Genomic DNA, 11,999 nt, shown 5'->3' on the forward strand with positions numbered 1-11,999 from the left:
GTAAGTATAGTGGCGAGATGTCACATATTTCTATAATAACAAATCTTAGTTTTAGGAGCCATGTTTAGGATGAAATTATCGGGCCAATGTACAGTCTGTGTTAACATTTCTCGCAAAAATAACAAGTTATCACACAAATATAGTAACAGGTTAAGCTTTCTGTCTTTAAATCTATCAATACATCAGCTAAGCTAAATTAGTTAAGGTGATAAGTAACTGGACGTCAGTTTTACTTCTATATATTGGGATATCGGTAGCCACATTGCGTAATAGAGATGTATGGCCATCGCAGATCCACATTTTCCTATAGTAGTATTACTTTTCCAGTCACTATAATGTCCCTGTATAACTTAAACTAAAAACACTATTTATAATTACCATCTATATGATTTTGCTCAATAACTAAAGTGCTGATTACCTACTATTTGTGATGGTTACCTTTGTTATTTCACAGCTCATATATGATGATTCAAGGAGGATAAGATGAATCCAACATTTACATCTTTTAATGGTTATCTTGGTGGGCCGATCGGCTCCATTATTGGTGCTATCTTAATATTTATTATTGGCTGGCTCGTAGCCTTAGGCATCGCGGCACTGGTACGCGGTGTGCTGTCTAAAGTGAATCTTAATCAACGTATGAATTCTTCTACTGGCAAAACCTATGATCTAGAGGGTATTATCTCTAAGATTATTTTTTGGTTTATCTTTATCATTGCCATTTCAGGAGCGCTTAGTCAGTTGAACTTGAACTCTATCTCAGCACCATTTGCAAATATGGTTAACCAAGTATTGGCGTTCATTCCTAATCTGATCGGTGCTATTGCTCTTGGTGTGATTGGTTGGGTTGTGGCAACTGTTGCCCGCACAGCGATCAACGCTGCATTGGCCAAAACATCAATGGATGAGCGTTTAAGCGCTAAAGCTGGCGTAAAACCAATGAGTAGCACGATTGCTGATATGGTTTACTGGTTCATCTTATTGGTTGTTCTAACCATGGTATTGGGCCAATTAGAGCTTGATGGTTTATTTGCTCCATTGACTAATATGGTAGACAAAATCTTCAGCTTTATTCCTAACATCCTAATTGCTGGTGTGGTATTTGTCGTTGGTTATATCATTGCTAAAGTTGTACGCGGCATTGTGACCAACCTTGTTTCTACTTTTAACGTGCAAGAGTTGGCGTCAAAAGCAGGTTTGAACGAGCAAAACAGCCTACCTAATATCGCAGGTTCATTAGCGTTTTTAGTTGTGATTATCCCAACGATTATTGCCGCATTAAATGCGTTAAAAATCGAAGTGATTGCTCGTCCTGCGACGAATATGCTGAACAAAATCATGGAAGCCTTGCCAAACATCTTTATGGCAGCGGCTATCCTAGTAGTGACTTTCTACGTGGTACGTATGGTCGCTAATATTATTAAAGGCTTGATCGAAAACACTCAGATCAACCAGTTGCCTGCGAAAGTTGGCTTACAAGAAACCATGGGTGATAAAAGAGTTTCTGACCTTGTTGGTTATGCGATCATCTTTTTTGCCATGCTGTTTGCCGCTATCGCAGCCGCTGATTTATTAGGTTTTGAGCCTATCTCAGCTATTATCACGATGTTTATCGCTTTCGGTGCCAACATCATTTTGGGCGCGATCATTCTATTCATCGGTTTCTGGCTTGCCAATATCATTGCTGGTGTCGTTGAGCGCTCTGAGCAAGGCTCACAGTTCTTAGCAAACATCGTACGTGTATTAATCATGGGCTTGGTATTAGCCATGGGTCTAAAAGCGATGGGTATTGCTGACTCTATCGTTAACTTAGCATTTGGCCTAACATTAGGTGCTGTCGCCGTTGCCTTTGCTCTATCATTCGGTCTTGGCGGTCAAGAAGCAGCAGCACGTTTCCTACGCAAGATGCAGGACAAAATGGACAAAGAGCGTACTGAAGCGAAAACGAAGTCTGCTTTGACGCCTAATTCATCAACGCAAGACAAAGTTGCTGATTCAGTTCGTGAGAATACGCCGAGTGCACCAACTACCTCGACTACCAACTTACGTACAGATACGGTCGATACCACAAAACTTGGTACAGATCCTGTAGATACTACTGATGTTGGAACTACTGGAACTACGACTAATAACGATTTATTACCTGGTAGCGGTCTTATCGACGACACCAATAAATAAACCTTTATGAAAGTATAATTTCGAACAAAAAAAGACAGCTCAGGCTGTCTTTTTTTATGGGTGTTTGTATTATGGATGATTTCTTTAAGTTGAACGACGACAAATTTACCTATAGTCAAAATACCCCAAAACGCTACGATACTGCTGATGTATCGATATTACTTTTCATTGACTGATATTACTTTTCATTGACTATAGTATCGATTTATAGCTTATCTTTACGGGCTGGAATAGAAAGGTTGAGACGGATCTGAGGCAAATCATTTACTGGCTCGTTTGGCTTCTTAGCCGCTTGCTTCTTAGCCACTGGCTGCTGAATATCTTGCTGCTCAGCACCTTGCTGTTTGAGACGTTGTATTTGCTTGGTAAGTTGACGTTCGCGCTGAGTCATATTATTCACGGGTTGAATCCACAGATCGATATCTATAAAGGTTTCGCCAGCATCAGAGATAAAATCTATACCAAGTATGATGACATGGTGTAGCTCAGCCATCGGCAGACGCGTAGCGACATCTTGCGCAATTTTCTGTAAGTTTGGCTGAATAGCCGCTTTACTGTTCTGCCCCGCCAAATCTTGCCCATAAAATATCAGCACATAATGCCGACCAAGATTTTCATATGAATGCTGATGTACCACATAGCCAGTTTTTTGCAACGCCGGCTTTTGTTGTGGGTGTCTATATAAAGTTCGAATCAGTTCATGCCGCGAAAACGCGGATTCATCTAATAATTGCTGCTGCCAAAGAGAGAACTGTGGCTTTAGAGACTCGGTGTCTGCTTGAGCTGTCAGCTCTGCACTGACCGTGTCGATCATCTGCGTACTAAGTTGCGACCAGAGTGTTGCTGCTTGTTGCCTATGTTGTTGATACATCTGGGCAGTTTGGCTCTTATTTTTTTGAGCTAAGGTCATGGTTACCAAGGCAGCATTTGGTGCTTGCTGAATACCATATTTGATAAGGGCATTATCGATCGTAATAGCATGGTCAAATAAGAGCGCACTGCTTAAAAACTGCGTGACAAGCATGTCTTCAGATTCAAAACTCGCGACATGGCTGGCGACCGAGCGCTGGAGCTGGTCAAGATGATACCCTAAGAATCGCCACAGCTCGCATGGCGTCTGTAATGCGAGCGTTATCGAACCCCAATCATGCCAGCTAAATACTTGCAGTCGCTGTGCGTGGTCACTCATATCGACGACCAAATTTTCCATAAAATAGCGCGCTGCAAATTCGTGCTTTAAGCGCTTCGGTAACTGATTGCGCTGACGGTTATGTTCATTATTATTGTTGTCATTATTATTGTTGTCATTATTATTGTTGTCATTATTATTGTTGTCATTATTATTGTTGTCATTATTATTGTTGTCATTATTATTGTTGTCATTATTATTGTTGTCATTATTATTGTTGTCATTATTGTGTTCAATATTATTGTCACTGTTATTGCTATTAGCGTCCTCACTGAACTTGATGTCGACGACCAATACGTCATAGCTAAGCGCCTGGTTGTCTTTATCTTGAGAAGAGTCAGTCTTAATCTTTTGCCATGCTAGCACCGCTTTAACCGCTGCCATACGTACTGTTTCGATATTAGCCAAGCTGGTCTCAGAAGGCAGATATAAGATGAGCGCTAATAGTTGAAGCTTACCTAGTGGCAAATGATAGTGATACTGTCGAGCTGTATAATGAGCTTCATAACGAATCTCTATCGCTTGCATGTTAGGTAAAGCAATGTCTAAAGCATCTGTCTTTAGGTAGCAGGCCAACTCATTGACCAGATAACCCCCATCAGATGTGCCAGTAATCGAATTGAACACAGTCTCAACCTTTTATTATCAATGAAATATAACGTACCCTACACGGCAACTTACAAAGATCATGCCATTTTTGTGAGGATGATAGGCATAATTCAATAAAGAAAAAGTAAACTACATAAGTGCAATTATACAAAGTCGCTTTCCAAGCAATGACTTGTTATGATGACATAAAAGTAGCACAGCTGAGGCATTGATTTATAGTGCAGCCATTACGTTAGGGTCTGCTCATTCATTTTTTATGTAGTGACTATTATTATTTGCATATAAAAACAAGGACTGAATACTATGAAACGTTTTAAAGAAAAAACCGTTATCGTAACAGGGGCAGGCTCAGGTATTGGTCGTGCGACGGCCATTCGCTTTGCTCAGGAAGGTGCTAGTGTTGTTTTAGTGGGACGGACTGCCGATACGTTGGCAGAAACAGCCAAAGAATTCCCACAAGACCGTACGTGGATTCATACCGATAATTATATGACCATCACTTGTGACATTAGTGTGCAGAGCCAAGTGCAAGAAATGATTAAAAGAGCCATTGATCAGTTTGAAAAAATTGATATTTTGGTGAACAATGCAGGTAAAGCCACCCAAGGTAAAATTACTGAGCTAACGGCTGAAGACTGGAAATCAGCGATTGATGTGAATTTAAACGGTACTTTTTATGTTTGTCAGGCAGCCATGCCACATTTGATAGCGACCAAAGGTAATATCGTCAATGTCTCCTCATTATCAGGGGTCGGTGGTGATTGGAATATGGCCGCTTACAATGCTGCCAAAGCTGGCGTTAGCAATTTAACGCGTACCCTCGCCTTAGATCATGGTCCTGATGGAGTGCGTGTCAACGCGGTTAATCCAAGCGTGACTAAGACAAACATGACCAGTGCCATTCAGAATAATGATGCCAAAACTGATAAATTCTTAGATCGTTGCCCACTTGGTCGTCTGGCCACGCCAGAGGATATTGCCGCCGCGATTACTTTTTTAGCGAGTGATGATGCGTCGATGATTACCGGTGTTAATTTACCGGTGGACGGTGGGGTTAATGCTTCTAACGGTCAGCCTCAATTCTAGCCATTGCTATCTTTGTAATCAAATATGAGCGTTTTACTAACCATTCATAAGAGGTTCAAACGCTCGTATTCGCAAGATAGACCTAATCGGCTGAATTATTAACATCCTGTAGTGGTTGCGATAAGCGCTCAGGATGTCTTGGTATCACCCCTTTATATTGAGCATAGATTTTTGGCAAGTCAGCCTCGATATCTCCAGTAGGATACACAGCAGATAAAAAACGCACTTCTTTGGTATTATAATCTAACGCCACTGGTAAAATAGGGATACCAGCACCCACTGCTAGGTAATAAAATCCTGTCTTCCAGTCTTTGGTATATTCCCGCGTGCCTTCTGGAGATAATCCCAAAAACAGTGGCTCACCGGTCTTAAACTTATCAATACTCGCTTGTAGCACAGAGCCTTTATTACCACGATCGATGGGAATAATACCCATCCAACGTAATAGTTGCGCCAATACTGGGACTTTGAATAACGTATGTTTGCCCATAATGCTGATTTTTAAATCTAAGGCAAACAAGCTGGGTAATGCATAGACGCCATCAACGTTTGACGTGTGCGGTAATGCCAATACCACCGCTTGCGAGATATCTGGAATTTCACCAACGATTCGCCATCCTGAGGTTTTTAACAGGAAAGAAGCTATCACTGGAGCAATTGTGCCGCCCCGTTTGGGAATTAAATGCCCTAAATCCTTTTTGCTAAGCTTTGGCAATATTTTAGAGCGTGCAGAATTAGCAGCAGTTGGCAACTTAGAGCGATGGGTAAACTTCGATGTCATAACGGCACCAGATTATAAAAGATAGCTACATAATACCATTAAGTTTATGCCACTAAATTGCCTTTTACAGCCTTTTATTGCGCTATCTCTTACTCGACTCTACAGTGAGCAATCAGCCTATCTAGTATTCATTATTACGATACCTTATGAAATATCAGCCAAGTTGCCTTTATCCTCAAGCCAAGTTTTACGGTCAGCAGAGCGTTTTTTGGCGAGCAGCATATCCATGACGCTATTGGTGAGCACCATATCGTCCATATCTAACTGCACTAAGCGGCGGGTATCACGATTCATGGTTGTCTCGCGCAGCTGCTCTGCACTCATCTCACCCAGCCCTTTAAAGCGCGTAATTTGCGCTTTTTTATTGCCCGGTACATTGGCCAAAATGTGGGCAAGCTCAGGCTCATCCAACGCGTAATGCACGTCTTTACCGACATCCACGCGATATAACGGCGGCATGGCGACAAATAAATGTCCTGCATCGACCAAGGCAGGAAAATGCTTAACGAATAATGCGCAAATCAAGGTGGCAATATGCAGACCATCAGAATCCGCATCAGCTAAAATACATACTTTGTCATAACGTAGTTCGGACAAATCGTCTGACGCCGGATCGACACCGATAGCGATGGCAATATCATGGATCTCTTGGCTCGACAGCACGGTATCTGACGACACTTCCCATGTATTTAGAATCTTACCGCGCAGTGGCAATATGGCCTGATAATGACGATCTCGTGCCTGTTTAGCACTACCACCCGCTGAATCTCCTTCCACCAAAAACAACTCTGCGCCATCGCGTAAATCACCACGGCAATCAGCCAATTTACCCGGTAATGCAGGACCTTGAGTAATCTTTTTACGCGCGACTTTTTTGGCAGATTTTAGGCGACGTCCCGCTTTATTAATCGCTAACTCGGCAATTTGAGCACCCATATCGGCATGCTGATTTAACCACAGGCTAAAGGCATCTTTTGCTAGCGTTTGTACTGCACCCGCAGCTTCTCGACTCGATAAACGCTCTTTGGTTTGCCCTGAAAATTGTGGCTCAGAAAACTTAAGCGACAGGATATAATTGACCCCATCCCATACATCTTCTGCCGTCAACTTCACGCTACGCGGCAATAAGTTATGAATATCACAAAACTCGCGTAAGGCTTCTAGAATACCAGTGCGCAGACCATTAACGTGCGTGCCGCCTTGAGCAGTCGGGATAAGGTTGACATAGCTTTCTTGAATGGGCGTACCGCCATCTGGCAACCAAGACAGTGCAAAGGTAATGGCTGCACGTTCGCCCGCTTTCGCATCGTAATTATAGTAGAAAGGTGCTTCAGGTAAGGTCTCTAAACCATCTAACTGTTCGTTTAAATATTCAACAACCCCATCGGCAAACTGCCAAACGATTTTTTCATTATTAATATCATCGACGAACTCAATCGTCAAACCCGCGGCCAACACTGCTTTGGCTTTCAGATTATGCTTGAGTTGTTTAACATTAAACTTGGGCGTATCGAAGAAGCTACCATCCGCCCAAAAATGTACTTTCGTACCGCGTTTGCGCTTGTTTGAGCTGATCGTTTCCGTCAAAGGCGTAACTGGCGCACCATTTTCAAACGCCATTTCAAACTGTGTACTATCACGCCATACGGTGACTTCAACGCGGGTTGATAGTGCATTGACGACCGAAATACCGACACCATGCAGACCACCCGAAACTTCATAATTAGCGGTCGAAAACTTACCGCCAGCATGTAAGCGGGTCAAAATCAGCTCAATCCCTGACTGTTTAAACTCAGGATGGATATCGGTCGGCATACCGCGCCCGTCATCCTCAACTGACAGCGAGCCATCACTATGCAATTGAACTTTGATGGTCTTAGCATAACCAGCCAACGCCTCATCGACGGAGTTATCAATCACCTCTTGTGCCAAGTGGTTCGGACGGGTGGTGTCCGTATACATGCCCGGCCGACGACGTACCGGCTCAAGTCCTTCTAAAACTTCTAACGATTGCGCATTATATTCACTCACAAATGCTTCCCTTAATATTCACAGCTCATTTATTCTATTGAACCATTATAACCAAAAATAACGACGGTAACGCTAATTGTCAGTCGCTCACGTCAGATAATGTCGTCTCTTTAAGTCGATAACAAACGCTGTAGCATATCTATCACCATCGGTAGCTGTTCACCAAAATCCGTAAATCTATGATCACCACCCGCTTGCACAGCTACCGTCGCTCCCTGCGTTTGATAAAAGTCTTTTGATAGTTCAGAATTTAGCAGCTCGTCATTTTCTTTGAGTAAGACAGCAATTTTATGCGGATAATTAATGGATACCAATTGATGATCCGCAAACCATTGTAAATCCGCAGGGGTGATTTCCCAACCACCAGTGGTCGTATGCAGGACGTTACTATGAGGTAACTCGTCACTGCTTTCTTTATTTGATACTGAGGTGTCAGAAAAACGCTGTAGAGTAACATGAGGCTGAGTGCTCGGGTTTAGCAATAGTGCGGGGCAACCTGTATGATTACTCACCAAGGTAGAAAAATAGCCTCCTAACGAGCTGCCAATAAGTACGGTTTTATCCTCTCTACTGAGTTCGGTTATCAATTTAACTAATTGCTCAAATACTTGCGCAGGTGCGCTATTAAGGTCTGGGCGATATACGTTAATATCAGCATGATGCTGCTGGCAATAGCTTTCTAATAATATGCCTTTGGTCGAGTTGGCATCACTATCCAATCCATGAATATAAATAATGTTCACGTACAATCTCACTTATTAATTTTGTTATGATGACTTTATATAGACTATAAAAGCTAAGCATAGCATTGCGTCGCCAAAAACAGTAACAATAAAGCGGCACACTATTATCCGTTATTTACGACATAATAGTGTTTCAAAATAAGGTAAGACAAGTTAAGGGAATAACGATAAGTGCGATGGAGCCGCCATGAATCAACAGTTTGAGCTGTTCGAGGTTGCCAATCCGTGTATTGGTGTCTGTCAAAGCAATAAAAAAGGCTATTGCTTTGGTTGCTTGCGCAGTCGAGCCGAGCGCCAACGATGGCATCATATGACAACAGAGCAGCAACGCGAGGTGCTGAGGCTTATCGCAGGACGTAAGCTGCGTATCGAGCTCATGCGGCTACGTAAAAACGAGCAGCTAGGATTTGATTTCGAGGAAGAGTTTGAGATGGGTGAGTTGTTTTAAGTTTGTTTAACCGTCAGCATTACGCTTCGAAACAATATCTTTTACTTTTGACGTCAAAAACTCTGAAAAGTCATGGTGACTAGTTAAAGCTTCTAAGTGTCTTTTTGAAGATAGCCTTTGCATACAAGATGCATATAATTTCTCCTCATAACATCCTTCTCTTTTTAATGAACCGTTAGCGAACCCTAAAACACCATTTAATTGACGCTTAAGTAAATTTCTTTGATCTGAATCGTCTGAAATTTCTTCTAAGATTTGTTCTAAAATAATTCTCCAAGGTCGGTAATGAACCGAAGGCAAAGGTGTAGCGACAGGCATTTTAATCCAGTAATACTTTTCTGATAAAATACTAAATTCACAAACACTTTCTGCATGTGGATATTCCATTTGAATATCACAACTAGTACCAATAGCTACTGATGTAGTATATGTTCCGTTACTTCGTCCAGAGTAAGTAACTATATCGCTCATATTAACAACAATAAATATATAGTTTGGTGGAAGCTCAGATCTCAAACGGAGTGTTGCAGCAAGTGCTGATACATCTGCTAGATTTATGATTTTTGAAGTCAATCTTGCTAAATTTGTATCTTGAATTATAAGTTCTTGGAGCCAAGAAGTAGGCATCAATAACTCAGTTGCAAAAGCATTAGCTTCTTCTTCCATCTGCCAATAACTAACTGCACATGAGGAAGCGATATCAGTAATGTCGAAAATAGTTCCCATATGCCAAGGTATTATCACATGACCAATTTCATGAGCTAAAGTAAATCTTTGTCTTCTTCTAGCTTTCATAGTATTGACAATAATACTAGGTTTTACTCCTTTCTTTTTTAAATTTGCTGAAATACCATCGATTTCAAATGGAATATCAGTATACTTAAGCTGAGCATATTCTCGAGCAACTTTTTCAAGATCTACAGGTAAACTAAGTGAATGTTTTTCATGCAGTCTCTTAGCATAATTAACTACAATATGTTTTCTCAATTTAAAAGTCCTGAGTCTTTTAACCATTCCATTATAAGCTTAGCATTCTCTGGAGAATCAGCACGTGCTGCCATAGGAAGATCATAGTGATCCTTTATAACATCGTCAATTGATCTATTCTGAATTCTAGAAGTAATTATAAATGGTAAAAATTCAGGATCATGAATCCACATCTTATATTCTTGATGTGTCATTCCTAGATACTTATAAAGCTCCTTATCACTATTCGATTCATGCCATTCATCGATAAAGTCATCAATATCATCTGGCAATAGTTCACCATTAGTGCATAAGTCAATAAAGCTATTTTGGTATGAGTCAGACATCTATGGTTCTCCCCTTAACAGCATCTTTTATTATTTCACCGGAAATAGCATCAATTACTCCTAAATGTTTCCCCCTTTTTGAAAACACTTCTATTTCTCCGTGGTACTCGTCCCAAGTGTAAAGTCTTTTCTGACATAGAGACCTCCATCTACGATCTCCATGAACAAAACCTAGATTCTCCATACCATCTAGATATGATGGTTTAGGTACTGGGTTTCTAGTCAATTTTTTCTCCTAGATATATTTACTTGTCTTATTATAATAAGTGAATCATCATCTTAAAGATTCTACGATTGTGAGTCATAAGTGCTCGAAAAATTTGAAGCAAATAGCTTATAATGATCTATTCTAAAATTAGCTTACTATATTAACGTTGGTACGTGTTATCGTATTCATTTAAGTTGCTTTTGATCAGAATAATATCTAAGAAAATTATTACTTGAAAAAGTTTTCTGGCCAAAGAAACTCTGGTAAGTACTGTCTTATTAACATGCCTTGAGAGTGAAAACCTCTTCTTTCTACCTCTCTAAGAAATAATGGCCAAGGAGGTATATTACTTCGATATACATCACCAGATAATGTTGACATACCGCCTCCTTGCAAGTTTGATAATCCACCACCCTGTAAGGTGGATAACCCTCCATATTGTAAAGTTGATAGACCGCCGTATTGCAAGGTTGAAAGTCCGCCATATTGTAGAGTCGATAGTCCGCCATATTGTAGAGTCGATAGTCCGCCATATTGTAATGTAGACATCCCACCATATTGCAGAGTAGACATCCCACCATACTGTAATGTAGACATTCCACCGTATTGTAAAGTGGACATCCCACCACCTTGAAGCGTTGATAATCCACCCCCTTGCAAAGTGCTTAAATTACGAGGCCAAGTTCTCATACCCTGTATTTTTGGTCTAGACATTTCTTGATTTCCTTATAAAGTTTGGCGACTAAGCTAGAACTAACACTTTACTCTGGTACATATCATACATTATTCTACACTTGTTGATTACAGGAATCTTTATATTAAAAAAGCCCCCAGCAGATTAACGTTAGGGGCTTTAATTTTAGAATAGAGAGTCACGATGGCCTACTTTCACATTAGCAAACTACACTACCATTTGCACTACTATACTTCACTCTTAAGTTTGAGAAGAGATCAGGCACTACCATTGCAATATTGTCATAGTCGATCAAGTATTAACATTACCACCCTACGCCATCTCTATTTATAAAGGACTAGTAACTAGACTATAAAAAGTACATACGCCATTAATATAATTGCCCATGCGCATATTTTCATTCGCAGCGTGCTGGTTATTGTCCGCATTGACCAAAGGTACGATAACGAATGATACTTGCAGAGCATCTACAATCTCCGCCGTTGGCACAGTACCGCCCATCATAAGGATACGGACTGGCGCAGGTATTTTGCGAACGACTGCTTTAGTTATGAAGAGTCAACACTATAGATACATATATTATTTTTTTACGCACAAAGAAAACCCCCTTACACTTTCGCGTAAGGGGGTTTAGCTTTTAGAATAGAGAGCTGACGATGACCTACTCTCACATGGACGAATCCACACTACCATTGGCGCTACGATGTTTCACTTCTGAG

General features: G+C 41.0%; 11 protein-coding genes. 3 read left to right on the forward strand and 8 right to left on the reverse strand.

Going from position 1 to position 11,999, the window contains the following annotated elements; all coding sequences use genetic code 11:
- The first annotated feature begins 483 nt into the window (after positions 1 to 483).
- Positions 484 to 2,178, forward strand: coding sequence for a mechanosensitive ion channel (locus tag IOD06_RS11400; RefSeq protein WP_194620982.1), 1,695 nt, complete (start codon positions 484 to 486; stop codon positions 2,176 to 2,178).
- Positions 2,179 to 2,383: 205 nt separating this feature from the next.
- Here the strand turns inward: IOD06_RS11400 and IOD06_RS11405 are convergent, their stop codons facing one another.
- Positions 2,384 to 3,994 carry a hypothetical protein gene (locus IOD06_RS11405; protein ID WP_194620983.1) on the reverse strand — a complete coding sequence of 537 codons (1,611 nt, stop codon included), beginning with the start codon at positions 3,992 to 3,994 and terminating at the stop codon, positions 2,384 to 2,386.
- Between the two features lie 285 nt (positions 3,995 to 4,279).
- Here IOD06_RS11405 and IOD06_RS11410 point away from each other — a divergent pair, with 285 nt between their 5' ends.
- A complete protein-coding gene (locus IOD06_RS11410; protein WP_194620984.1) occupies positions 4,280 to 5,062 on the forward strand; it encodes an SDR family NAD(P)-dependent oxidoreductase in 783 nt (260 codons plus the stop codon).
- A gap of 82 nt (positions 5,063 to 5,144) precedes the next feature.
- Here the strand turns inward: IOD06_RS11410 and IOD06_RS11415 are convergent, their stop codons facing one another.
- From IOD06_RS11415 to IOD06_RS11425, 3 genes are all read right to left on the reverse strand, one after another.
- The gene (locus IOD06_RS11415) at positions 5,145 to 5,843 is read right to left on the reverse strand and encodes a lysophospholipid acyltransferase family protein (protein ID WP_194620985.1); all 699 of its coding nucleotides are present in this window, start codon (positions 5,841 to 5,843) and stop codon (positions 5,145 to 5,147) included.
- 144 nt (positions 5,844 to 5,987) lie between these two features.
- Complete coding sequence (gene parE / locus IOD06_RS11420; protein ID WP_194620986.1) at positions 5,988 to 7,874, reverse strand: DNA topoisomerase IV subunit B; 1,887 nt, start codon at positions 7,872 to 7,874, stop codon at positions 5,988 to 5,990.
- A 110-nt stretch (positions 7,875 to 7,984) separates the two neighbouring features.
- Entirely contained in the window at positions 7,985 to 8,617 is a 633-nt protein-coding gene (locus tag IOD06_RS11425) for a YqiA/YcfP family alpha/beta fold hydrolase (protein ID WP_194620987.1), read from the reverse strand.
- Positions 8,618 to 8,804: 187 nt separating this feature from the next.
- Here IOD06_RS11425 and IOD06_RS11430 point away from each other — a divergent pair, with 187 nt between their 5' ends.
- Positions 8,805 to 9,065: a DUF1289 domain-containing protein gene (locus IOD06_RS11430; RefSeq protein WP_194620988.1), complete on the forward strand. Its 261-nt coding sequence runs from the start codon at positions 8,805 to 8,807 to the stop codon at positions 9,063 to 9,065.
- A 6-nt stretch (positions 9,066 to 9,071) separates the two neighbouring features.
- Here IOD06_RS11430 and IOD06_RS11435 read toward each other — a convergent pair whose 3' ends face one another.
- The 4 genes from IOD06_RS11435 to IOD06_RS11450 all read right to left on the reverse strand — a co-directional run bounded on the left by IOD06_RS11435 (position 9,072) and on the right by IOD06_RS11450 (position 11,300).
- Positions 9,072 to 10,052 carry an ImmA/IrrE family metallo-endopeptidase gene (locus IOD06_RS11435; RefSeq protein ID WP_194620989.1) on the reverse strand — a complete coding sequence of 327 codons (981 nt, stop codon included), beginning with the start codon at positions 10,050 to 10,052 and terminating at the stop codon, positions 9,072 to 9,074.
- Complete coding sequence (locus IOD06_RS11440; RefSeq protein WP_194620990.1) at positions 10,049 to 10,378, reverse strand: hypothetical protein; 330 nt, start codon at positions 10,376 to 10,378, stop codon at positions 10,049 to 10,051. Before IOD06_RS11440 ends, IOD06_RS11435 begins: the two co-directional genes overlap by 4 nt.
- Complete coding sequence (locus IOD06_RS13835; protein WP_227670034.1) at positions 10,371 to 10,562, reverse strand: colicin E3/pyocin S6 family cytotoxin; 192 nt, start codon at positions 10,560 to 10,562, stop codon at positions 10,371 to 10,373. The genes IOD06_RS11440 and IOD06_RS13835 overlap by 8 nt, the downstream gene beginning before the upstream one ends.
- Before the next feature lie 252 nt (positions 10,563 to 10,814).
- The gene (locus IOD06_RS11450) at positions 10,815 to 11,300 is read right to left on the reverse strand and encodes a hypothetical protein (protein WP_194620992.1); all 486 of its coding nucleotides are present in this window, start codon (positions 11,298 to 11,300) and stop codon (positions 10,815 to 10,817) included.
- Between the last annotated feature and the right edge of the window lie 699 nt (positions 11,301 to 11,999).

Source organism: Psychrobacter sp. N25K4-3-2, from assembly GCF_015351755.1.
In the GTDB taxonomy this organism is placed as follows: Bacteria; Pseudomonadota; Gammaproteobacteria; order Pseudomonadales; family Moraxellaceae; genus Psychrobacter; species Psychrobacter glaciei.

Bases quoted from the DNA above. Each gene is read 5' to 3' on its own strand.
- IOD06_RS11400 (WP_194620982.1), top strand. From the start codon at position 484: ATGAATCCAACATTTACATCTTTTAATGGTTATCTTGGTGGGCCGATC.
- IOD06_RS11410 (WP_194620984.1), top strand. From the start codon at position 4,280: ATGAAACGTTTTAAAGAAAAAACCGTTATCGTAACAGGGGCAGGCTCA.
- IOD06_RS11415 (WP_194620985.1), bottom strand. From the start codon at position 5,843: ATGACATCGAAGTTTACCCATCGCTCTAAGTTGCCAACTGCTGCTAAT.
- IOD06_RS11430 (WP_194620988.1), top strand. From the start codon at position 8,805: ATGAATCAACAGTTTGAGCTGTTCGAGGTTGCCAATCCGTGTATTGGT.
- IOD06_RS11440 (WP_194620990.1), bottom strand. From the start codon at position 10,378: ATGTCTGACTCATACCAAAATAGCTTTATTGACTTATGCACTAATGGT.
- IOD06_RS13835 (WP_227670034.1), bottom strand. From the start codon at position 10,562: ATGGAGAATCTAGGTTTTGTTCATGGAGATCGTAGATGGAGGTCTCTA.
- IOD06_RS11450 (WP_194620992.1), bottom strand. From the start codon at position 11,300: ATGTCTAGACCAAAAATACAGGGTATGAGAACTTGGCCTCGTAATTTA.